The organism is Pseudomonas sp. ICMP 460 (assembly GCF_002723595.1).
Lineage (GTDB): Bacteria > Pseudomonadota > Gammaproteobacteria > Pseudomonadales > Pseudomonadaceae > Aquipseudomonas > Aquipseudomonas kitaguniensis.
Map to the genome: position 1 here is coordinate 133,183 of NZ_LKBR01000005.1, position 22,649 is coordinate 155,831.

22 protein-coding genes and 2 pseudogenes are annotated in these 22,649 nt (G+C 60.4%); 8 read left to right on the forward strand and 16 right to left on the reverse strand.

What is annotated here, in order from left to right:
- Nucleotides 1-36 precede the first annotated feature (36 nt).
- Nucleotides 37-1,239: a glycosyltransferase family 1 protein gene (locus AO240_RS06040; protein ID WP_099235556.1), complete on the forward strand. Its 1,203-nt coding sequence runs from the start codon at nucleotides 37-39 to the stop codon at nucleotides 1,237-1,239.
- On the opposite strand, the gene AO240_RS06045 is transcribed toward AO240_RS06040, so the two are convergent.
- The 7 genes from AO240_RS06045 to rplU all read right to left on the reverse strand — a co-directional run bounded on the left by AO240_RS06045 (nucleotide 1,208) and on the right by rplU (nucleotide 6,836).
- On the reverse strand, nucleotides 1,208-2,311 hold the full coding sequence (locus AO240_RS06045) for an NADH:flavin oxidoreductase (RefSeq protein ID WP_099235557.1): 1,104 nt from the start codon (nucleotides 2,309-2,311) through the stop codon (nucleotides 1,208-1,210). The genes AO240_RS06040 and AO240_RS06045 overlap by 32 nt on opposite strands.
- Before the next feature lie 206 nt (nucleotides 2,312-2,517).
- Complete coding sequence (locus AO240_RS06050; RefSeq protein WP_058414192.1) at nucleotides 2,518-3,000, reverse strand: glutathione peroxidase; 483 nt, start codon at nucleotides 2,998-3,000, stop codon at nucleotides 2,518-2,520.
- Nucleotides 3,001-3,101: 101 nt separating this feature from the next.
- A complete protein-coding gene (locus tag AO240_RS06055; protein ID WP_099235558.1) occupies nucleotides 3,102-3,566 on the reverse strand; it encodes a CreA family protein in 465 nt (154 codons plus the stop codon).
- Nucleotides 3,567-3,581: 15 nt separating this feature from the next.
- On the reverse strand, nucleotides 3,582-4,700 hold the full coding sequence (proB, locus tag AO240_RS06060; protein ID WP_099235559.1) for a glutamate 5-kinase: 1,119 nt from the start codon (nucleotides 4,698-4,700) through the stop codon (nucleotides 3,582-3,584).
- A gap of 110 nt (nucleotides 4,701-4,810) precedes the next feature.
- Nucleotides 4,811-6,034 carry an Obg family GTPase CgtA gene (gene cgtA, locus AO240_RS06065; RefSeq protein WP_058414189.1) on the reverse strand — a complete coding sequence of 408 codons (1,224 nt, stop codon included), beginning with the start codon at nucleotides 6,032-6,034 and terminating at the stop codon, nucleotides 4,811-4,813.
- 195 nt (nucleotides 6,035-6,229) lie between these two features.
- A complete protein-coding gene (gene rpmA / locus AO240_RS06070) occupies nucleotides 6,230-6,487 on the reverse strand; it encodes a 50S ribosomal protein L27 (protein ID WP_003176049.1) in 258 nt (85 codons plus the stop codon).
- Between the two features lie 34 nt (nucleotides 6,488-6,521).
- Nucleotides 6,522-6,836: a 50S ribosomal protein L21 gene (gene rplU, locus AO240_RS06075; RefSeq protein WP_003176051.1), complete on the reverse strand. Its 315-nt coding sequence runs from the start codon at nucleotides 6,834-6,836 to the stop codon at nucleotides 6,522-6,524.
- A 239-nt stretch (nucleotides 6,837-7,075) separates the two neighbouring features.
- On the opposite strand from rplU, the gene AO240_RS06080 reads away from it, so the two are divergent.
- The 3 genes from AO240_RS06080 to AO240_RS06090 all read left to right on the forward strand — a co-directional run bounded on the left by AO240_RS06080 (nucleotide 7,076) and on the right by AO240_RS06090 (nucleotide 9,009).
- Entirely contained in the window at nucleotides 7,076-8,044 is a 969-nt protein-coding gene (locus AO240_RS06080) for a polyprenyl synthetase family protein (protein WP_058414188.1), read from the forward strand.
- Nucleotides 8,045-8,249: 205 nt separating this feature from the next.
- On the forward strand, nucleotides 8,250-8,591 hold the full coding sequence (locus AO240_RS06085) for a zinc ribbon domain-containing protein YjdM (protein ID WP_058414187.1): 342 nt from the start codon (nucleotides 8,250-8,252) through the stop codon (nucleotides 8,589-8,591).
- Nucleotides 8,592-8,751: 160 nt separating this feature from the next.
- Complete coding sequence (locus AO240_RS06090; protein ID WP_003194088.1) at nucleotides 8,752-9,009, forward strand: hypothetical protein; 258 nt, start codon at nucleotides 8,752-8,754, stop codon at nucleotides 9,007-9,009.
- A 149-nt stretch (nucleotides 9,010-9,158) separates the two neighbouring features.
- On the opposite strand, the gene AO240_RS06095 is transcribed toward AO240_RS06090, so the two are convergent.
- Complete coding sequence (locus AO240_RS06095; protein WP_099235560.1) at nucleotides 9,159-9,776, reverse strand: FKBP-type peptidyl-prolyl cis-trans isomerase; 618 nt, start codon at nucleotides 9,774-9,776, stop codon at nucleotides 9,159-9,161.
- A gap of 287 nt (nucleotides 9,777-10,063) precedes the next feature.
- Here AO240_RS06095 and AO240_RS29220 point away from each other — a divergent pair.
- Together AO240_RS29220 and AO240_RS29225 are read left to right on the forward strand one after the other, a co-directional pair.
- Nucleotides 10,064-11,128: pseudogene (locus tag AO240_RS29220) on the forward strand (methyl-accepting chemotaxis protein); the annotation flags it as partial.
- Between the two features lie 261 nt (nucleotides 11,129-11,389).
- Nucleotides 11,390-11,983, forward strand: a pseudogene (locus tag AO240_RS29225) (methyl-accepting chemotaxis protein); the annotation flags it as partial.
- A gap of 655 nt (nucleotides 11,984-12,638) precedes the next feature.
- Here the strand turns inward: AO240_RS29225 and AO240_RS06105 are convergent.
- Genes AO240_RS06105 through AO240_RS06120 form a run of 4 tightly spaced genes read right to left on the reverse strand, consistent with a single transcriptional unit; the run spans nucleotide 12,639 to nucleotide 16,738 of the window.
- Nucleotides 12,639-13,007: a glyoxalase superfamily protein gene (locus tag AO240_RS06105; protein WP_099235561.1), complete on the reverse strand. Its 369-nt coding sequence runs from the start codon at nucleotides 13,005-13,007 to the stop codon at nucleotides 12,639-12,641.
- A 29-nt stretch (nucleotides 13,008-13,036) separates the two neighbouring features.
- Nucleotides 13,037-14,500 carry an amidohydrolase family protein gene (locus tag AO240_RS06110; protein ID WP_099235562.1) on the reverse strand — a complete coding sequence of 488 codons (1,464 nt, stop codon included), beginning with the start codon at nucleotides 14,498-14,500 and terminating at the stop codon, nucleotides 13,037-13,039.
- Between the two features lies 1 nt (nucleotide 14,501).
- The gene (locus tag AO240_RS06115; protein WP_099235563.1) at nucleotides 14,502-15,362 is read right to left on the reverse strand and encodes a MurR/RpiR family transcriptional regulator; all 861 of its coding nucleotides are present in this window, start codon (nucleotides 15,360-15,362) and stop codon (nucleotides 14,502-14,504) included.
- A gap of 26 nt (nucleotides 15,363-15,388) precedes the next feature.
- Nucleotides 15,389-16,738, reverse strand: a complete 1,350-nt coding sequence (locus AO240_RS06120; protein WP_256585866.1) for a gluconate:H+ symporter — start codon at nucleotides 16,736-16,738, stop codon at nucleotides 15,389-15,391.
- 244 nt (nucleotides 16,739-16,982) lie between these two features.
- Between AO240_RS06120 and AO240_RS06125 the strand changes: the two genes are divergently transcribed.
- Nucleotides 16,983-17,363: a lysozyme inhibitor LprI family protein gene (locus AO240_RS06125; RefSeq protein WP_099235565.1), complete on the forward strand. Its 381-nt coding sequence runs from the start codon at nucleotides 16,983-16,985 to the stop codon at nucleotides 17,361-17,363.
- A gap of 137 nt (nucleotides 17,364-17,500) precedes the next feature.
- On the opposite strand, the gene AO240_RS06130 is transcribed toward AO240_RS06125, so the two are convergent.
- From AO240_RS06130 to AO240_RS06145, 4 genes are all read right to left on the reverse strand, one after another.
- Nucleotides 17,501-18,946 carry a SulP family inorganic anion transporter gene (locus AO240_RS06130; RefSeq protein WP_099235566.1) on the reverse strand — a complete coding sequence of 482 codons (1,446 nt, stop codon included), beginning with the start codon at nucleotides 18,944-18,946 and terminating at the stop codon, nucleotides 17,501-17,503.
- A 78-nt stretch (nucleotides 18,947-19,024) separates the two neighbouring features.
- On the reverse strand, nucleotides 19,025-19,921 hold the full coding sequence (locus tag AO240_RS06135) for a LysR family transcriptional regulator (protein ID WP_099235567.1): 897 nt from the start codon (nucleotides 19,919-19,921) through the stop codon (nucleotides 19,025-19,027).
- A gap of 30 nt (nucleotides 19,922-19,951) precedes the next feature.
- Nucleotides 19,952-20,542 (reverse strand): NAD(P)H-dependent oxidoreductase, encoded by a 591-nt coding sequence (locus AO240_RS06140; protein WP_058414173.1) that lies wholly within the window; start codon nucleotides 20,540-20,542, stop codon nucleotides 19,952-19,954.
- 123 nt (nucleotides 20,543-20,665) lie between these two features.
- Nucleotides 20,666-21,430, reverse strand: coding sequence for a sulfite exporter TauE/SafE family protein (locus AO240_RS06145; protein ID WP_058414172.1), 765 nt, complete (start codon nucleotides 21,428-21,430; stop codon nucleotides 20,666-20,668).
- A gap of 322 nt (nucleotides 21,431-21,752) precedes the next feature.
- Between AO240_RS06145 and AO240_RS06150 the strand changes: the two genes are divergently transcribed.
- A complete protein-coding gene (locus AO240_RS06150) occupies nucleotides 21,753-22,649 on the forward strand; it encodes a LysR substrate-binding domain-containing protein (protein WP_099235568.1) in 897 nt (298 codons plus the stop codon).

The following is a 22,649-nucleotide window of genomic DNA, read 5'->3' on the forward strand; positions in this document are numbered from 1 at the left end:
ACAATGGCGACATGGCCCACGGCGAGACTGTGGGTCATGACGACAGCTTCGCTTCACATCACCTTAATCACCGAAACCTTCCCGCCTGAGATCAACGGGGTGGCCAATACCCTTGGTCGCTTGTGTGAAGGTTTGCGCGCGCGTGGCCACCAAATCGAACTGGTGCGCCCGCGCCAGGGTGTCGACCAGACCCGCCCCAGCGACGACGAGTTGCTGCTGTGCCGTGGCTGGCCGCTGCCAGGCTACCCCGGCCTGCAATGGGGCCAGTCGTCGATGCACAAGTTGCTGCGGCGCTGGACCCGCCAGCGCCCGGACGTGCTGTACATCGCCACCGAAGGGCCGCTGGGGTTATCCGCCCTGCGCGCGGCACGGCGCCTGGGGATCAGTGTGGTCAGCGGCTTTCACACAAATTTTCAACAGTACTCAAACCAATATGGCTTGAGCCTGCTGAGCCGCATGGTCACGCACTATCTGCGCTGGTTCCACAACCGCTCGACGTTGACACTGGTGCCGAGCGCCAGCCAACGCCTGGAGCTGGAGCGTCGGCATTTCGAGCGGCTGGGCATGTTGTCACGCGGGGTCGACAGCCAATTGTTCCACCCGGCCAAACGCGATAGCGCCTTGCGCGAAAGCTTTGGCCTGCGCAACGACGACATCGCGGTGCTGCATGTCGGCCGGCTGGCGCAGGAAAAAAATCTCGGGCTGCTCAAGCGCTGCTTTGAAACCTTGCAGCGTACTTATCCACAGCGGCGCATGCAGCTGATCATCGTTGGCGATGGCCCGCAACGCGCGCTGCTGGAGAGCGAATTGCCCGACGCCGTGTTCTGCGGCACTCAGCGCGGTGAGGAACTGGCAAAGCATTACGCCTCAGGGGATCTGTTCCTGTTCCCCAGCCTGACCGAAACCTTCGGCAATGTGGTGCTGGAGGCCATGGCGTCGGGGCTTGGCGTGGTGGCCTATGACCAAGCGGCCGCCACCCAGCATATCCGCCATGGTTATAGCGGCGCGCTGGCGATGCCGGGTGATGAGGAGGCTTTTTGCGATGCCGCCGTGTGGCTGCTCGAAGAGCGCGAGACCTTGCGCAGGGCTCGTCTGAATGCCCGCCAACACGCGAGCCGTCAGGGTTGGCCGGCAATTATCGAGCAGTTTGAACGCCAGTTGCGCGGTGTGTGCAAGGACGGGCCACCGCTAACCGCGCTGTCACCGCTTACACCAAGGTCGTCAACGCCTCACGACTGAACGGCAGAATGTCGCCCTCACGGCCTTCGCGCACCTTCACCGCCCACTCCGGATCTACCAGCAAGGCGCGGCCCACGGCCACCAGGTCGAACTCGTCGTTGTTCAAGCGCTCCAGCAGTTTTTCCAGGCTGGCCGGTTGCGCGACCTTGTCGGTGTTGACCATGAACTGCAGGAACTCGCCGTCCAGGCCCACGCTGCCCACGGTGATGGTCGGCTTGCCGGTGAGCTGGCGTGTCCAGCCGGCCAGGTTGAGCTCGGAGCCTTCGAATTCCGGCTCCCAGAAACGCCGCGTGGAACAGTGGAAAATATCCACACCGGCGTCGGACAACGGTTGGAGAAACTCACCCAGCGCCTGCGGGGTTTGCACCAGGCGCGCGGTGTAGTCCTGCTGCTTCCACTGCGAGAAACGCAAGATGATCGGGAAGTCCGGGCCTACCGCAGCGCGGGTAGCCTGGATCAGCTCGATGGCAAAACGCGAACGGTTGGCCAGGCTGCCGCCGTACTCATCGGTGCGCTGGTTGCTGCCTTCCCAGAAAAACTGATCAACCAGGTAGCCGTGGGCGCCGTGGATCTCTACGCCGTCCATGCCGATGCGTTGGGCATCCTTGGCGGCTTGGGCAAAGGCATTGATCACGTCGTGGATGTCTTCGGTGGTCATGCCGTGGACGACCACCTTGCCGTCCTTGAGTTTTTCCATCGGGCCGTAAGCCGGCACGCTGGCGTCCGGCTCAGTGCCGATACGCCGCACGCTGCCCACGTGCCACAACTGCGGAACGATCTTTCCGCCTTCGGCGTGCACCGCGTCGACGACTTTCTTCCAGCCGGCCAGCGCCGCCTCGCCATAAAAATGCGGCACATTCGGGTAGCCGTTAGAGGCCTGATGATCAACCACCGTGCCTTCGGTGATGATCAGGCCTACGCCTGCGGCGGCGCGACGGCGGTAGTACTCGATAACCCTGGAATTGGGCACGCCACCTGGCGAGAACGAACGCGTCATCGGCGCCATCACCACGCGGGTCGAGAGTTGCAGAGCACCGAGCTGGAACGGTTTGAACAAGGCTTGCACAGGCATGGGAGCACTCCACAGCAGAAGGTTTTATGATGTGGATAATATTGCGCGTGTGCAGCGCTAGATAGCACTATTGATCTGAGTGATAAAGGAGCATGAGAGCAGCTGCAAGCTTTAAGCTTCAAGCTCAAGCTCAAGCTCAAGCTCAAGCTCAAGCTGTACGCAGGGGCTTCTACTTGCAGCTTGCGGCTTGCGGCTTGCAGCTAAATTTAAATAAGCGCTTTTTCGATGGCTTGGACGATAGTGGGGTCATCCGGCGCGGTGCGTGGCGAGAAACGCGCCAGTACCCGGCCGTCTTTGCCGAGCAGGAATTTCTCGAAATTCCAGGTGATGTCACCCGGAAACTCGGCGCCCTCGCCCGCCAGCAAGCGGTACAGCTGATGGCGGTCGGGGCCATTGACCTCAAGCTTGCTGCCCAGCGGGAATGTTACGCCGTAGTTGAGGCTGCAGAACTGCTGGATTTCTTCCTCGGTGCCCGGTTCCTGGCCTGCAAACTGGTTGCACGGCAGGCCGAGCACGCTGAAACCCTGGCCCTTGTATTGCTGATAGAGGTTTTCCAACGCCGCGTATTGCGGGGTCAAACCACACTTGGACGCCACGTTGACCACCAGCACAACGTGCCCTTTGAAGGGCGCCAGCGGCAGCTCTTGTCCGTCTAACGCTTTGAGTTTCAGGTCGTGGAAAGCACTCATGACGAACTCCAGATTTCCCATATTCTTCGCATTGCGGCACGTCGAGATTACAGACCCCACGCCTGCAATCATAGACGCCGATTAAAAAACGCGCCTGCCGGTTACTGCGCCGTCGGCCAGGGCAAAATCGGAATCGCCGTGACCGCATTCTGCGGGCTGCCTTCGATCAGACGGTCGCTGTAGACCAGGTACACCAGGGTATTGCGCTTCTTGTCGAGGAAACGCACCACCTGCATGGTCTTGAATACCAGCGAAGTACGCTCCTTGAACACCTCGTCGCCGTCCTTGAGTTCGCCTTTAAAACTGATCGGGCCGACCTGGCGGCAAGCGATCGAGGCTTCGGCACGGTCTTCGGCAAGCCCCAGGCTGCCTTTTACGCCGCCGGTCTTGGCGCGCGACAGGTAGCAGGTTACGCCGTCGACTTTGGGGTCATCAAACGCCTCGACCACGATCCGGTCATTGGGGCCGACAAACTTGAACACCGTCGACACTTGGCCGATTTCTTCGGCCGAGGCCAGCAGTGGCATGGCCAACAGCAGGCCGAGCAATCCCTGTATCACGCGCATCGTGTATTCCTTTGTTTAGACCAGGATCAGGTTATCGCGGTGAACCAGTTCCGGTTCAGCCATGTAACCTAATAGTCCGACAATCGCTTCAGACGATTGTCCAATGATTTTCTGCGCCTCAAGGGCGCTGTAGTTGGCCAGGCCACGGGCGATCTCGCGACCGTCGGGGGCGACGCACACCACCATCTCGCCACGGCGGAAGCTGCCCTGCACCAATTTGACGCCCACCGGCAGCAAGCTCTTGTGGCCTTGGGACAACGCCGACACGGCGCCTTCGTCCAGCACCAGAGTGCCACGGGTTTGCAGGTGCCCGGCCAGCCATTGCTTGCGCGCCGCCAGCAGCCCGCGCTCCGGCGACAGCAACGTGCCGATGCGCTCACCGGCCTTGAGACGGTCGAGCACGCGCTCCAGGCGCCCGCCGACGATGATGGTGTGGGCGCCGGAGCGCGCGGCCAAACGTGCAGCACGCAGCTTGGTCTGCATGCCGCCACGGCCCAGCGCGCCGCCGACGCTGCCGGCCACGGCGTCCAGCGCCGGGTCATCGGCGCGGGCTTCGTAGATCAATTGGGCATCGGGGTTGTTGCGCGGGTCGGCGTCAAACATGCCGTCGCGGTCGGTGAGAATCACCAGCAGGTCGGCTTCCACCAGGTTGGCCACCAGCGCGGCCAGGGTGTCGTTGTCGCCGAAGCGGATTTCGTCGGTGACCACCGTGTCGTTTTCGTTGATCACCGGGATAACCTTAAGGTCCACCAGCGCGCGCAAGGTGCTGCGGGCGTTGAGGTAGCGCTTGCGGTCGGACAGGTCGTCGTGGGTCAGCAGGATCTGCGCCGTGTGGCGGCCATGCTCGGCAAAGCTGGATTCCCAGGCTTGCACCAGGCCCATCTGGCCGATGGCGGCGGCCGCTTGCAGCTCATGCATCGCGCTGGGTCGCGCGGTCCAGCCGAGGCGGCTCATGCCGGCAGCGACGGCCCCGGACGACACCAGCACCAACTCAACACCGGCCTCATGCAAGGCCACCATCTGCTCGACCCAGACGCTCATGGCTGCGCGATCGAGCCCTTTACCATCCGCCGTCAGCAGCGCGCTTCCGATCTTCACGACCCAGCGCTGCGCACCTGTCACTTTGCTCCGCATCATCTTCAACCTTAGATTGAGGGCTGCGCGACCCAGCGCCGCCCGTAACGTTATACCCGGATACCAAAACGCCGCTCTGAAGGAGCGGCGTTCAAGTTTATCGCAACGACTCAGTCGCGCACGTAAATGATTTCCGGGCCATCCTCATCATCCACGTCTTCCTCGTCCCACTCATCGTCGCCGATGTCATGCACCGACTTCACGCCGCTGCGGCGCAGGGCACGCTGGTCGTCCAGCGCCTGCAACTGGGCGCGTGCTTCGTCTTCGATCTGCTGGTCGAGCTCGGCCAGTTCGGCCTTGAACACCGGGTCGGCCGCCAGGCGGTCGGCGCGGTCTTCAAGGTAGCGCATGATGTCGCGGGTCAGGCGCTCGGTGCCTTCTTTGGCGATAGCCGAGATCACGTAAACCGGGCCGGTCCACTCCAGGCGATCGACGATCTCCTTGACGCGTTCCTCGTGTTCTTCCTCGAGGATCTGGTCGCACTTGTTCAGCACCAACCAGCGGTCACGCTCGGCCAGGGCCGGGCTGAACTTGGTCAGTTCGCTGACGATCACTTCGGCGGCGTCTGGTGCGCTGGTGTCATCCAGCGGCGCCATGTCGACGAGGTGCAACAGCAAGCGCGTACGCGACAAGTGCTTGAGGAAACGAATGCCCAAGCCTGCGCCATCGGAAGCCCCTTCGATCAGGCCTGGAATGTCGGCGATCACGAAGCTTTTCCAGCGGTCTACGCTGACCACGCCCAGGTTTGGCACCAGGGTGGTGAACGGGTAGTCGGCGACTTTCGGCTTGGCGGCCGAGACCGAGCGAATGAAGGTACTTTTGCCGGCGTTTGGCAGGCCCAACAGGCCGACGTCGGCGAGTACTTTCATTTCCAGCTTGAGGTCACGCTGCTCGCCCGGTTTGCCCGGCGTGGTCTGGCGCGGTGCACGGTTGGTACTGGACTTGAATCGGGTGTTACCCAAACCGTGCCAGCCGCCCTGCACAACCATCAATTTTTGACCGGCCTTGGTCAGGTCGCCAATCACTTCCTGAGTGGCGGAGTCGATGATCGTGGTGCCGACCGGTACGCGCAGCACCATGTCTTCACCTTTTTTACCGGTGCAGTCGGTGCTGCCACCGTTGGAGCCACGCTCGGCATCGAAGTGCCGGGTGTAACGGTAGTCGACCAGGGTGTTGAGGTTTTCGTCGGCCATCAAGTAGATGGAACCGCCGTCACCGCCGTCGCCGCCGTTCGGGCCACCGTTTTCGATGAACTTTTCGCGACGGAAACTCATGCAACCGTTACCGCCATCGCCTGCTTTTACTCGGATGGAAACTTCATCAACGAACTTCATAACAAAACGCCTCTCGTCGCACGGACGAGCTTAAAAAAACCAAGACATAAGACTCTTGCAAAAATGAGCGCAGCGACCTCAAGCAATGACTGCAAAACCCGTTGCTTTCGCCCATCACAAACAGCTTTGCAAGAGACTCACCCCACAAACGAAAAAGCCCCGTCGCGAGACAGGGCTTTTCCAGCGATCGCGCAATTAAGCGGCGACAACGCTCACGTAACGGCGGTTGAACGCGCCCTTTACTTCAAACTTGATCACGCCTTCGATTTTCGCGAAGAGGGTGTGATCTTTACCCATGCCAACACCGTAACCGGCGTGGAATTGGGTGCCGCGCTGACGCACGATGATGTTGCCCGGAATGATTTTCTGGCCGCCATACATCTTAACGCCAAGGCGTTTGGCTTCTGAGTCGCGACCGTTACGGGTACTACCACCAGCTTTTTTGTGTGCCATGAGTCAATTCTCCTAGTGAGGAATTAGGCTGAAATTAAGCCTGAATACCGGTGATTTTGATCTCGGTGTACCACTGGCGGTGGCCCATACGCTTCATGTGGTGCTTACGACGACGGAACTTGATGATGCGGACTTTATCGTGACGACCTTGGGAGATCACTTCAGCCACAACGGTAGCGCCGGCAACCACTGGAGCGCCGATGTTCACGTCATCGCCATTGGCGACCAACAGAACGCGATCAAAGGTAACGGATTCGCCGGTAGCGATTTCCAGTTTTTCGATCTTCAGGTATTCACCTGGGGCGACCTTGTATTGCTTGCCACCAGTAACAATTACTGCGTACGACATGGTATTTCTCCGATAATCCTGCTCACCCAGCGCTTTATAAGAAGAGGTATTGGCTGGCATGGCTGCATGGGATGGACGTCCCGAATGCAATTGCGTAAGGCAGGTGCTGCCCAGGAAGTTCAGGGTGCGCGATTGTACGCAAGGTAAATGGGTGTTGCAAGTAGCCGTCTATCGCGCCTTGACACTACGGGGAGAGGGTCCTAGCATGCCGCGCAACCCTTCTGGAGCGACTGTCGCTGATGCAACCCCAAGCTTTCTACCGCGCGGTCGCGGACGATTTTAGCGCCGTCGACGGCATCATCAAGCAGCAGCTGACGTCTAAAGTGCCGCTGGTCTCCAAAATTGGCGACTATATTACGTCGGCGGGCGGCAAACGCCTGCGGCCTTTATTAGTCCTGTTGTGCGGCAAGGCCCTTGGCCGCGAAGGCGATGACCTGCGCCTGCTGGCCGCCACCATCGAATTTTTGCACACCGCAACCTTGCTGCATGACGACGTGGTCGACATGTCCGGCATGCGCCGTGGCCGCGAAACGGCCAACGCGATGTGGGGCAACGCCCCGAGCGTGCTGGTGGGCGACTTCCTGTATTCGCGCTCGTTCGAAATGATGGTCGAACTGGGCTCGATGCCGGTGATGAAGATTCTTTCACAAGCCACGCGCATCATCGCCGAAGGCGAAGTGTTGCAACTGTCCAAGGTTCGCGACGCCAGCACCACCGAAGAAACCTACATGGAAGTGATTCGCGGCAAGACGGCGATGCTCTTCGAAGCCTCCACCCACAGCGCCGCCGCCTTGTGCGAAGCGACGCCTGAGCAAAGCGAAGCGCTGCGCACTTTCGGCGATCACCTGGGGGTTGCGTTCCAGTTGGTGGACGACTTGCTCGACTACCGTGGCGACGCCGAAACCCTGGGCAAGAACGTCGGTGACGACCTGGCAGAGGGCAAACCGACCTTGCCGCTGATCTACACCATGCGCGAAGGCACGCCGGAACAGGCCGCCCTGGTGCGCAAGGCGATCCAGAAAGGCGGTATCGAAGACCTCGAAAGCATTCGCGCTGCAGTGGAAGCCTCGGGCTCGCTGGATTACACCGCACAGCTGGCACGTGACTACGTGGCCCGCGCGATCAAATGCCTGGAAGCGCTGCCTGCCAGCGAATACCGCGACGCGCTGGTTGAGCTGAGTGAGTTCGCGGTCGCACGTACGCACTGAAGACGCCCTGCAGAGCGGGCTTGTGTGGGAGCGGGCTTGCTCGCGAATGCGGAGTGTCAGTCACTGAATACGTTTCTGATAGACCGCATTCGCGAGCAAGCCCGCCCCCACATTTAGATTCCATTGCCAACCCACTCCCCCGCTCGCGCTGCAAAACCCTATATAATGTGCGACTTTTAGCCATCCTGACTCTAAAGGAGCTTTAGTGAGCACGTTGCCACCCTGCCCGAAATGCAATAGCGAATACACCTACGAAGACGGCGCCCAGTTGATCTGCCCGGAATGCGCGCATGAGTGGTCCGCCACTGGTGAGGCCGAAGTGGCCGGCGATGAAACCGTGAAGAAAGACTCTGTAGGCAATGTCTTGCAGGACGGCGATACCATCACCGTGATCAAAGACCTTAAGGTCAAAGGCACGTCGCTGGTGGTCAAAGTCGGCACCAAGGTCAAGAACATCCGCCTGTGCGACGGCGACCACGACATCGATTGCAAGATCGACGGTATCGGCCCGATGAAACTCAAGTCCGAGTTTGTGCGTAAAGTCTAAGCCTGCTGCCTCCATCCCGCGCCCGCCGCGGGGTGGCGTTTCGCCCTCTGCGTTGATCACGCGCAATACCCACACAGAAAAATCAGCAAACCGCCAATAGGCACTTGCTATTCTACGAATAAGAATTATTCTCATTGAAACTTATCAAGGAGAATCAACCATGACGTATTTGATCGATGCCTGGCTGGACCGCCCACACCCTTACCTGCGAATCCTGCATCGGGAAACCGGGGAAGTCTGTGCGGTGCTGGAAGAAGAAGCGCTGAATGAGCTGCAGGACCAGGGCGACCTGGACGTGAATGGCCTGAGTTCGAGTGAGCCCGGCGTACTTAAAGAGGTGGTGCGTAACCTGTTTCTGTTCTGCTATGCCCGAGCGTTGCGCCCGGCAACGGAGCTCAATGGCAAATTTCACCCATGAGCGACCGAGCAAAACCTGTGGATGCAGGCTTTATGTGGAAGCGGGCTTGCTGGCGATGCAGGCGACTCGGTTCACAGTCAAACCGGGTCGACGCCATCGCGAGCAAGCCCGCTCCCACACAGGCACAAGGCCCGCAATAACCTGCTGTGTTACAGAACGTCGAGCAGCTCGACGTCGAATACCAGCACGCTGTGCGGCGGGATGCTGCCAACGCCTTGAGCGCCGTAAGCCAGCTCGCTCGGCACGTACAGGCGCCATTTGCTGCCGGCATTCATCAGTTGCAGGGCTTCGGTCCAGCCGGCGATCACGCCGCCCACCGGGAATTCTGCAGGCTGACCACGCTCGTAAGAGCTGTCGAACACGGTGCCGTCGACCAGGGTGCCGTGGTAGTGAGTACGCACTTGGTCTTCACGGGACGGCTTGGCGCCTGTACCGGCAGTCAGCACTTCAAATTGCAGGCCCGACGCCAGGGTGGTGATGCCATCACGCTTGGCGTTTTCAGCCAGGAACGCCAGACCGGCACCGGCGGCCGCTTCAGCCTTGGCAGCCGCTTCGGCTTGCATGATTTCACGAATGACCTTGAAGCTCGCGGCCATTTGCTCTTGGTCAACGCGGCTTGGTTTGCCGGCGAACGCGTCGGTCAGGCCAGCCAGAATTGCGTCCAGGCTTACGCCCGGTGGCGGGTTGTCGCGCAGTTGGTCGCCCAACTGACGGCCAATGCCGTAGCTGACGCGGGTTTCGTCGGTAGACAGGTTAACTTCGGACATGAAGAGGCTCCGCTGTAGGACAACACTTTAGACCGCTGCATAAATGGGCGCCTAAAAAGTGTCATCCAAAACTAAAAGGGCCAGCAGACTAGCACAAAGTGGCTACCCGATGAGCACCGCGCAGCCCGCACAACGACCGCTGCCATTGGGTATGCAGGATTAAATGCATAGCTGGCGAATTAATTATTTCAGCTTCACGCCGGCTTGCCGATACAGCCGTAAATACCATGGCTGGCTCAAACAACAACACCGCCCAGCAACTCGATATCATTTTTGCGGAGCATTCGATGAATAGCTGGTTCGGCAACATCAGCGTAAACCTCAAACTCGGCCTGGGCTTTGGCCTGGTGCTGGTCCTCACGTCCATCCTGGCCCTTACCGGCTGGACCAGCCTGGGCGGCCTGATCGATCGTAGCAACTGGATGAGCGACATCACCCAGCTCAATGCGTCCCTGACCAAGCTGCGTATCGTGCGCCTGCAATACATGCTGGCCGATGGTGACGAAGCGGTGGCACAGAACGTACAGACTAACCTCGACGCTTTTGCCGCCAAGCAACAGAAGCTGTTGGACAGCTTCAAGAGCCCGGAAAACCTCAAGCTGCTCAACCAGCAAAAGGCCGTGATCACCGCCTACCAACAGTCCCTGAACAAGATGCGCGAAGCCTACCGTAACGGTAATAGCTCACGCCAAGTCATGGGTGACAAGGCAGCCATCGCCAATGAGCAGATCAACGCCCTGGACACCAGCGTGCAGCAGATGCCCGACAGTCCGGAGCGCTTCGCGCAATACCAGGCCGTGAACAATGCCAAGGATGAATTCCAATTAGCGCGCTACGACGTGCGTGGCTACACCTCTAACGCCAACGCCGAGACCGAAGCCCGCGCCGCGGCGCAAATCGAGAAAGCCATCGCGGGTTTGAAAAACCTCAGCAACGTGTTCGGCAGCAGTCAACAAAGCGCACTGGCGTCACTGGAAACCGCGCTGGGCGCGTATCGCAGTGCCGTACAGGCCTATAAAGCAGCCAACAACAACATCGTTACTGCGCGCGCCGAGATGACTACTCAGGGCAGCGACATCGTGTCGATCAGTGAGAAGCTCTACGATATTCAACTTGATCGCCGCGACGCCGAAAGCGCCCAGGCGCGTAGCCTGCAATTGATCAGCACGTTGCTGGCATTGCTGGTCGGCATCATTGCCGCATGGGTGATTACCCGCCAGATCACTCGCCCTATCCAGGAAACCCTGGCCGTGGTGGAACGCATCGCTTCTGGCGACCTGAGCCATAACATCCAGGTCACCCGCCGCGATGAACTGGGCGTGTTGCAACAAGGCATCCAGCGCATGGGCACGACCCTGCGTGAATTGATCAGTGGTATTCGCGACGGCGTGACACAAATCGCCAGTGCCGCCGAAGAGCTGTCGGCCGTTACCGAGCAGACCAGCGCCGGCGTGAACAGCCAGAAGATCGAGACGGATCAAGTCGCCACGGCGATGCACGAAATGACGGCCACCGTGCAGGAAGTAGCCCGTAACGCCGAGCAGGCGTCCCTTGCCGCTGCCGAAGCAGACGGTCAAGCGCGCGCCGGCGACAAAGTGGTGGCCGAGGCCATCGCCCAGATCGAACGCCTGGCGGCCGAAGTGGCACGTTCCACCGACGCCATGACGCACCTGCAGCAAGAGAGCAACAAGATCGGCAGCGTGATGGATGTGATCAAAGCCGTGGCCGAACAGACCAACCTGCTGGCACTTAACGCCGCCATTGAAGCGGCACGTGCCGGTGAAGCCGGTCGCGGCTTTGCCGTGGTTGCCGACGAAGTGCGCGGCCTGGCCCAGCGCACACAAAAATCCACTGAAGAAATCGAAGGCCTGGTTGCCGGTTTGCAGAACGGCACCCAACAAGTGGCCAGCGTGATGAACAACAGCCGCAGCCTCACCGACAGCAGCGTCGAGCTGACCCGCAAGGCCGGCGTCTCGCTGGAAAACATCACCCGTACAGTGTCGAACATTCAGTCGATGAACCAGCAGATTGCAGCCGCGGCCGAACAGCAAAGCGCCGTAGCTGAAGAGATCAGCCGCAGCATTGTGAACGTGCGCGATGTGTCGGAGCAGACCGCTACCGCGAGTGACGAGACGGCCAAGTCGAGCGTGGAACTGGCGCGTTTGGGTAGCCAGTTGCAGCAGATGGTCAGCCATTTCCGGGTTTAGAAATCCCGAGTCGTAAACCAAAAAAAGCCGCCTCGGTTTAAGCCGAGGCGGCCCACCTCTCAGACCTTACAGGTCATCGAAGCTGTCCCGCAGGAATGTCCACACGTGATAAACACGCAGGGCATTCACTACGAGGTTCCACGTACGTCGTGCAAACTTAGACATACTCGGCCCTCCAACAGTTGGGCCTTACCTCCAGCGCACTTACCGGAACACGCGAGCCTTCGGACGCAGGTCGATGCGTCCTTTGAGGTGGCCGGGCTAATGGTCCTTCCGCATCAATCCGGCACGGATTACTAGACCGTGGCGGTCAGTCCAGAATTCGCGCGCGTACCCGGCTCACCTAAAAAGCGACAAACGCAGAACGGAGAGGATCCTAACCAACATCGCGCTTGAAGGTGTGACAACAGTGGTTAAATATCCAGTATTTATCATGAGATTTATTTCAGGCTTTTTCAGCATGGATTACCAAGGCAAAAGCATAATAAAACTCCCGCTCCTGACCACCGCCGAGTCTTGCAACGGTGACATTACCAACGGTATTATTAATCGGCAGGTCGATGCGTCCTTTGAGACAGCAAACTCAGCCGCAAACTGGGTTTGCAATAAAAAACCGCCCTACTAAGGCGGTTTTTTATTGCCTGCCATTTACCGATCAGCCCTCGCCTTCTTCGGCAAACACCAGCCGATTCCCGAACGGGTCCTTGATGCTCATCTCGCGCGAGCCCCAAGGCGTTTCCTCAACTTCAGGCTTGGCATAACGGTAGCCCTTGCCCTGCAATTGCTGCTGGTACGCATCCACCCCTTGCGCCTGAATCCGCACCGCCGAGCCTGGCGACGCATCACCGTGGTGCTCGGACAAATGCAGCACGCACTCGCCCAGCGACACTTGCAGATACAACGGGAAATTCGCCTCGAAACGATGCTGCCAATCCACCTTGAAGCCTAGAAAGTCGACGTAGAACTCCAACGCCTTGGTCTCGTCGAAAATCCGCAAAATGGGGGTGACTTTTCCTAAGTGCATCGCGACCGCTCCGTGTGTGAGAGCGCCCACTATAAAGACCAAAAGCCTCGACGCAAATCCCCGCTGCGCGGCAAAAAACGCCCCGCCCGCTGACCATTCGCCTGCCCATCGCTGTAGCTCAGCACCCCGTTTATCCAGACCCCATCAATGCCTTCCGCCGCGCGTTCGGGCGCTTCAAAATCCGCCACATCGCGCACGCGCAATGGGTCGAACAGTACCAGGTCGGCCCAATACCCCTGACGAATTTCACCGCGCTCGGCCAAGCCAAACCGCGCCGCCGACAAGCCGGTCATTTTGTGCACCGCCGTGTGCAGCGGGAACAACCCCACATCACGGCTGAAATGCCCCAGCACGCGTGGAAACGCGCCCCATAGCCGTGGATGTGGAAACGGGTCTTCAGGCAAGCCATCAGAGCCGACCATCGACAGTGGGTGCGCAAGGATGCGCCGCACATCGGCTTCATCCATTCCGTAGTACACCGCGCCCGCAGGTTGCAGGCGGCGCGCTGCTTCCATCAGCGAAACCTGCCACTCGCCGGCGATTTCCTGCAAGTCGCGCCCGCCCATTTGCGGGTGCGGCGTCGACCAGGTGATGGTGATGCGAAACGCATCGGTAACCTGTTTGAGGTCCAGGGTCGAGGAACTGGCCGCATACGGATAACAATCACAGCCGACAGGGTGGGTTTTCGCAGCCAGCTCCAGCGACGCCAATAGCTGTGGGCTGCGCCCCCAATTCCCCGCGCCCGCGCATTTGAGGTGAGAAATAATCACCGGCGCCTTGGCGTGGCGGCCGATCAGGAACGCCTCATCCATCGCCTCCAATACCGGCTCAAACTCACTGCGTAAATGCGTGGTGTACACCGCCCCGAACGCCGTCAGTTCTTCACTGAGTTGCAGCACTTCATCGGTCTCGGCACTGAACGCGCTGGCGTACGCCAAGCCTGTGGATAAACCGAGCGCGCCGGCGTCGAGGCTTTCGCGCAATTGCACGCGCATCGCCGCGATTTCTTCGGGCGTGGCGGTGCGCTGCAAATCGTCCATATGGTTACTGCGCAGCGCCGTGTGGCCAATCAAAGCGGCAACGTTGACCGCCGGATGGGCGCTTTCGACGGCGGCGCGGTAGTCGGCAAAACGCGGATAAACGAAGGCCTCACGCTTGCCCAGCAAGTTCATCGGGTCTGGCGGATCACTGCGCAAACTCACCGGCGAGGCACTGATGCCACAGTTGCCGACAATCACCGTGGTCACGCCCTGGCTGAGCTTGGGCAGCATCTGCGGGTGGCGGATCACCACCGTGTCATCGTGGGTGTGCACGTCGATAAACCCCGGCGCCAATACCCGGCCATGCGCGTCGATTTGATGCTGTGCCTGCGCTGTCGACAAGTCGCCAATCGTCTCGATGCGCCCGCCGCGCAGCCCAACGTCGGCGATATACCCCGGGGTGTTGCTGCCATCAATGATCAGCGCCTGGCGAATCAGCGTGTCGTACTGCATATCAGTCTCCAAGCGGCAGGCTGTCGGGGCCGCCGCGATAATCGTCGAGGGCCAGTTTGATCCGGCGCAGGCGTTCCTGGTTGTCGTCCGGCAGGGTCAGCGCCAGCTCGGTAGCGAGCAGGTCGATGGCCAGCAGCATTCCGTAGCGCGCCGCGGTGGGTTTGTAGATAAAACTGGTTTCGGCCGGTTGCAGCGGCAGCACCACATCCGCGAGTTGCGCCAACGGTGAATCGGCAAGGGTGATGGCGACGACGGGCGCGTCGTAGTTGCGCGCCAGCGTCACCACCTCCAACAGTTCAGGCGTGAGGCCGGTCAACGAACACACGATCAGCGCTTGCTCGGGGCCCAGCGTCGCCGCCGTGATGCGCATCATCACCGGGTCATGGCAGGCGGCAATCGGGTAACCCAAACGCACCAGCCGCACCTGCAATTCGTCGCTGCACACGCTCGACGGGCCGCCCATGCCAAACGCGTGCAGCATGCGCGCCTTGCCCAGCAGGCTGACCGCATCAGCAAAACTCGCCTGGTTAAAACCCGACAGGTGCTGGCGCAAGGTCGCCTCAATGTCCCCAAGAATTTGCCGGTGAAACGCCGACTGTTCCGGTAACCCCGCCGGGTCGAGGAAGCGGCTGCCAACGCCACTGGCCTGCGCCAGCTGCAAGCGCAAATCACGTAAATCGCGGCAACCCACGCTGCGCGCAAAGCGCGACAACGTCGCCGTGCTGACCTCGGCGCGCTGCGATAACGCGTCCAGACTGGCCGAGGCGGCAAACCCAACATCATCGAGCATCAGCTTGGCGATACGCCCTTCGCCGGCACTGAAAGAGTCCTGGCGGGCGCGGATCTGGTAGAGGATGTCCATCGGGGCTCCGGGTTACAGGGTAAGGCTCATAAAACAAGTGAAAGGCCATAAGTGAGACCGAAGGCGACTACTGAAATCAGGGTCTCCAGCACGGTCCAGGTCTTGAAGGTCTGGATGACCGTCATATTGAAGTATTCCTTGATCAGCCAGAAGCCGCCGTCGTTGACGTGGGAAAAGATCACCGAACCCGCCCCGGTCGCTAATACCAGCAATTCGGGGTGTGGATAACCCAACGCCATTGCCACGGGCGCGACCACGCCGGACGCGGTGGTCATGGCCACGGTGGCGGAACCGGTAGCGATGCGCATCAGCGCGGCGAACAGCCAGCCCATTACCAGCGGCGACAGATGGAACGCGTGGGCCAGGCCGAGAATTTCGTGGGTGACGCCCGCGTCCACCAGGATGCGGTTCAACCCGCCACCCGCGCCCACCAGCAAGGTAATGCTGGCGGTCGGCGCCAGGCATTCGTTGGTGAATTTGAGGATCGACTCGCGGTTAAAACCATGCGCCAGGCCCAGTTTGTAGAAGCTCACCAGGGTTGCCACCAGCAGCGCGATCACCGAGTTGCCGATAAATAGCAGGAACTGGTTAAAGCCGGTACCCGGCGTGGCAATCACGTTGGCCCAGCCGCCGATCATCATCAACACCACCGGCAACAGGATAGTGCCCATGGTCAGCGCAAAACTCGGCAACCGTTCGCGCGGTTCACGCTCGATAAACTGGCGCTCCAGCGGGTTCTCCGCCGGCAGGTGAATACGCGGCACGATGAACTTGGCGTACAAGGGCCCGGCGATAATCGCGGTGGGAATGCCGATCAAAATCGCATACAGCACGGTCTGCCCGACCGACGCGTTGTACGCCAGCACCGCCATCATTGCCGCCGGGTGCGGCGGCACCAGCGCATGCACCACCGACAAACCGGCCACCATCGGCAAGCCAACCATCAGGATCGACACGCCCACGCGCCGCGCCACGGTAAAGGCAATCGGCACCAGCAACACAAAACCAACCTCGAAAAACAGCGGCAGCCCCACCAGGAACGCGATACACACCATTGCCCAATGCGCGTTGCGTTCACCGAAGCGGTTGATCAATGTGCGCGCCACCTGCTCGGCGCCGCCAGACTCCGCCATCATCTTGCCGAGCATGGTGCCCAGCGCCACGACCAGGGCGATATGCCCGAGGGTTTTACCGACGCCGGCCTCATACGAGCCCATGATGGTGTCGGCCGGCATCCCGGCCATCAGCGCCAGCCCGATAGACACCAGCGTGATGACGATAAACGGGTTGAGCCGATAACGTGCAATCAGCACGATCAATGCAATGATGGCAATGGCAGCGTATGCCAATAGCCCAAAGCCCGGTGATGCGGCCATGCGGTACTCCTCGGAAAGGGTCACGTCGAGTGTGTTGTGAAACTCATAAATCATTCCCGAGGAGTATTTTCAATTTTTATGAAAGTAATTTTCGCCCACAGGTACGCGCTGTCGCTTGGGGACATGTGCAACGCCACTGCATGAAAATTCGAGGGGTGTTCTTACATCAGCCTCAATTGGGGCTGGAAACTCAATGGCTTCAATCGAGTCATAGAAGGCGAACTCAGTCAGACAGGAACCGATCATGCTTCGTACCTCCCTCGCCGTCAGCGCCCTGTTGGTTGCCGTGTGCGGCAGCGCTGCAGCCGCCGACAACGCCGCACAGAGCAAATGCATGGACACGGCCAACACGACCGGAGATATGGTCGCTTGCAACGTCAATGAAACCAAGGTGCAGGACGCTCGCCTGAACCGTGCCTACAAAATTGCGCTGTCCGCCCAAGAGGGTGCGCACAAGCAGCAACTGCAGGATGTGCAGCGCCTGTGGATCACCTACCGCGACGCTAATTGCAAGTTTATAGGCAGTGCCACTGGCGGCACTATTGATCGGGTCAATGGTTCCGGCTGCATGCTGGACATGACCCAAACCCGCGCCGAGGAACTTGAAAACCTGGTTGGGCCATAACCGCGCTCAGCCACAAGTGAACCTGTGACGAGCGGGCAAGTGTGGTGAACGGGCTTATGTGGCGAGCGGGCTTGCTCGCGTTGGGCTGCGAAGCAGCCCCAAAAAGGCTGAAGCCGCGCAATCCAACGCAAACACCCTCAATCGTGATGAACCTTCGCGCGCTTGAGCAGCTTTTTGCAGCGCTCCGACAAATGCAGCACCCGCAGGTGCTTGCCGGCCTTGCTGTAACGCTCGCGCAAGGTCATCAGCGCGGCAATCGCTGAATAGTCGACAAAGCTCAGGTGACGGCAATCGAGCGTCACCTGGGCCGGATCATTGGCCGGATCGAACTGGTTCAAAAACGGCGTGGTCGACGCAAAAAACAAGGTGCCGTGCAAACGATAGAGCTTGCTGCCATCGGCTTCCAGATGCTCATCGGCATACAGTTCACGCGCTTGTTGCCAGGCAAAGTTCAGCGCCGCAATCACGATGCCGCACAGCACGGCCGTGGCCAGGTCGGTAAACACGGTGATCACAGTAACCGCGATAATCACCAGCACGTCGTTGAGCGGCACCTTGTTGATCACCCGCAACGAGGCCCAGGCGAAGGTCTGTTGCGACACCACAAACATCACACCGACCAGCGCCGCCAGCGGAATACGCTCAATCAGCGGTGACAGAAACAAAATGAACAGCAGGATCATCACCCCGGCAAACACCCCGGAGAATCGCCCGCGCCCACCCGAGCTCAGGTTGATCACGGTTTGCCCGATCATCGCGCAACCGCCCATGCCGCCGAACAGCCCCGAGAGCATATTCGCCGCGCCCAAGGCCACGCTTTCGCGGTCGGGGTAGCCACGGGTTTCGGTGATTTCATCGGTGAGGTTCAGGGTCAGCAGGGTTTCCAGCAAGCCGACCATGGCCATCAGGAACGCGTAAGGCGCGATGATGCTGAGGGTGTGCATCGACCAGGGCACCTGCGGCAGCGCGAACGTCGGCAGGCCGCCGGCGATGTGCGCCATGTCGCCCAGCGTGCGCGTCGGCAGGCCGAGCAGGTACACCGCCAAGCCGACGCCGAGGATAGCCACCAGCGCAGGCGGCACGGCGCGGGTCAGACGCGGCAGCAGGTAAACGATGGCCATGGTCAGCGCGACCAGCCCGGTCATCACGTACAACGGCGTGCCGCTGAGCCAGCTTTCGCCGCTTTTGAAATGCTCCAGCTGCGCCAGTGCAATGATGATCGCCAGGCCGTTGACGAAGCCCAGCATCACCGAGTGCGGCACCATGCGCACCAGCTTGCCCAGCCGCAACAGGCCGAACGCGACCATGATCAGCCCGCCCAACAGCACCGTCGCCAGCAAGTATTCAACGCCGTGTTGCACCACCAGCGCGACGATCACTACCGCCATCGAACCCGCGGCGCCGGAGACCATGCCTGGCCTGCCGCCGAATAACGCGGTGAGCGTGCAAATGATAAAGGCGCCGTAGAGGCCCATCAGCGGGTTGAGATGAGCGACCAGGGCGAAGGCGATGCATTCGGGCAACAACGCAAAGGACGTGGTGAGGCCGGCCAGAGCATCGGCGCGCAGACGGGTAAGGTTCATGAAGTACCAAGGCATTGCGGGGAATAAGGTCGGGAATGGTACGAAATTGCAGCGGGTGGGGCCAGTGAACTTATGGGGTCAGCAGGCATACCGCGCCAGTTTGGTCTGGATGAAATCCAGGAAACACTGAATACGCAGCGCCAACTGCGAGTTACGGTAGAACACCGCATGAATCGGCTGGCGATAGCCACTGTTGAACGCTTCCAACACCGGCACCAGGCGCCCGGCGTTGATATCTTCAACCGTCATGAAGTTCGACAGGCAGCAAATGCCCTGCCCCTCCAGCGCCAGTTGGCGCAGGGTCTCACCGCTGGACGCGGCGATGCTTGGCGCAATCAGCCAGCGGTCGCCCTCAACGTGACGTAGCGGCCAATGGTTGAGGGTTTCGGTCTGGGTGAACCCCAGCAACGTGTGGTCCGCCAACTCGGCGACCGTGCCGGGCGTGCCGTGTTGCTTGAGGTAGCCAGGGCTGGCAAGGATATGCAGCGGCGTGCAGCCCAAGGCGCGTGCATGCAAGGTGGAGTTGGCGAGTGCACCAATGCGAATCGCGATGTCGGTGCTCTGCTCCAGCAGGTCGATGATCAAGTCATCGCTGTTCAGCTCAAGCTGGATCTCGGGGTACAAGCGACGAAATTCGGCGATGTACGGCACGATGCCATGCAGCATAAACGGCACGGCGGCGTTGATGCGCAACCGCCCCGCCGGGTTTTTCTGGCGTGACGACAGGCGCTCTTCCAACTCCTCCATCTGCGCCAGAATCACCTTGGCCTGCTCAAAAAAGTACTTGCCCTCTTCGGTCAGGTCCATGCGCCGCGTGGTGCGGTTGATCAGCGTGGTGTCGAGCTTGGCCTCCAGGCGCGACAAGGTGCGGCTGACCCCCGAGGGCGTCTGCCCGACCTGCTCCGCCGCCGCAGAAATCGACCCGCACTCAATCACGCTGACGAAGATCTGTAGCTCATCGGATCGGGCTTTCACGGGCTGTCCTCGGTAACGGTTCGCAGCAGCTTACACCGAGAGCGTGAACACCTGCGCCAGATGCTGCTCGTAGCGCGCCACGTCGGCCTCGATGGCCGGGCGTTTCATCACATCCACGCACAGAAAGGTCGGCAAAGCGCGCATGCCAAGGAACTCGTTGGCCTTGTGGAACGGGAAGTACACCGCGTCCACGCCCTTGGCTTCGAAGAAGTCAGCCGGGTCGTCAAAGGCTTGCTGCGGCGCGTTCCAGGTCAACGACAACATGTACTGTTTGCCGTGCAACAGGCCGCCGCTGCCATATTTTTGCGTCGCATCGGAACGCGTGCGGCCATCACTGGCGTAAAGGCTGCCGTGGCCTTCGGTGAACACTTCGTCGATGTACTTTTTGACGATCCACGGCGCGCCCATCCACCAACCGGGCATCTGGTAAATGATCACGTCGGCCCAGAGGTATTTGGCGACTTCTTCGGCCACGTCGTAGCCTTCGTCGATATGCGTGACTTTGACGTCGATACCGCCACGGTCCAGCACCGCCAAGGCGGCGTCGTGCAGCGTGGTGTTGTAGCGGCCATCGGAGTGAGCGAACTTTTTGCCGCCGTTAAGCAGGAGTACTTTTTTCATGGGAGCGAATCCAGAGGGTTATCAATGTATGCCGGCAGGCTACGGATATTGGCGCCCCGGAATAAGCCTCGACGCGGCAAAATACACTTGACCTGAGCGCACGAATAAACCGGTACTTTTGATTTATCCGCTGATTAACAAATGGCCACCCAACAACACCATGCCGATAAAAAACACCCTTTTGAATAGTTGCGCGCTGATGCGCTGGCGCAGCGCTTGGCCGAGCCACATACCCAGCAACGCGGGCACCAGCGCCAGCAGTGAGGCATTTATTTCACCGCCGCCCAAGGTGCCGCGCCAAGCCAAACCGGCCGCCAGCGCCAGCGTAGACACCGTGAACGACAACCCCAACGCCTGCACCAACTCGTCTCGCGTCAAACCCAGCGCCTGCAGGTAGGGCACTGCGGGTATCACGAACACGCCGGTGGCCGAGGTGATGACGCCGGTGATCAACCCGCACACCGGGCCCAGCCAGCGCTCGGTGTGTGGCTTTACGTTGAACGCGGGCAACAACAGCCCACTCAGCGCATACACCAGCAACGCCGCGCCCAGCGCACGCACCACCCAATGCCCGCCGTCCATGCCCAGCCATACGCTGCCAAACCCGCTACCGAGGAAAATCAACAGCAGCATCGGCCACAGGCGTTTGATCAGCGACCTCAAGTGGCCACCGAACGTGAGTTGCCAGAGGTTGGTCACCGTTGAAGGAATGATCAGCAACGCGGCAGCCTGCGCCGGTAACATAGCCAGGCCGAGCAGGCCCATGGCAACGGTGGGCAGGCCAAGGCCAATCACGCCCTTGACGGTGCCGGCCAGCAGGAAAGTGCCGAACACCAGCAGGGTCAAGGCGGGGCCGATGGTTTGGTAGAACGCCAGGGAAGTATTCATGCGCGCAGTGTGCAGGTTTTAGAGGCGGTCGCACATTCGCCATATACTGAGGCAGCCTCTTGTTTTGTGTGAGGCTGAGGGCCTCATCGCGAGCAAGCCCGTTCCCACACTTATTGGGGTGTGACGCAGAATTTTGCAGCTGTCGCAGTTCAACTGTGGGAGGGGGCTTGCTCCCGATGGCGGCCGTTCAGCCACTGATTTATTGACTGAACCACCGCTATCGCGAGCAAGCCCGTTCCCACACTTGACTGTATTCACACATCAACAGGTGGGAGTGGGCTTGCTCACGATGGGGCCAGCCCAGCCAACCGAGGAGCCCGCGATGCACTTTGACCTGATCGACCTGCGCCTGTACCTGCATATCCTCGACACCGGCAACATTACCGCAGGCGCCAGCCGCAGCCATTTGTCGCTGGCCGCCGCCAGCGCGCGCATTCGGGCGATGGAGGCGTCGCTGGGCACCGCGTTTCTGCAACGCGGCCGCCGAGGCGTCACGCCCACTGCCGCCGGTAAAGCGCTGGCCAGGCACGCGCGCTTGCTGCTGCAACAGGCTGAGCACCTGCAACACGACTTGGCGGAATACGCCAATGGCATCAAAGGCCAGGTGCGCCTGCTGTGCAACACCACCGCCCTCAGCGAATACCTGCCGGAGTTGCTCGCGGATTTTTTGCGCGAACACCCCAACCTCGGTATCGACCTGCAAGCGCTGCCGAGCCTGCGCATTACCCAAGCCTTGCGCCAGGGCACGGCAGACCTCGGGATCATTTCCGACGCAGTAGACTCCCATGGCCTGCAGACCCTGGCCTTTCGCGACGACCCGCTGGTGCTGATCATGCCGCTGGAGCACCCGCTGGCGAGTGGCCCAGTGAGTTTTATCGACAGCCTGCAACACGACTACGTGGGCCTGGCCGCGCAGAGTGCGCTGGCGGTGTACCTGGAAGAACAGGCGCTGCACGCGGGCTTTCGCTTGCACACGCGAATTCGCGCCGACGGCTTTGACGGGCTGATTCGCATGGTCGCTCACGGTGCCGGCCTGGGCATCGTGCCCCAGGCTGCATTGCAACGTTGGCCGCTGGAACGCCGCGTCAAGGTGCAACCTTTACGCGAAGCGTGGGCCTGCCGCACGCTGCTGCTGTGCGCGCGGTCGTTCGAACAGTTGCCCGGTTACGCCAAGGCCTTGTTCGATGCCTTGGCCCTGCCCGTGCGAAAAAACCCGTAG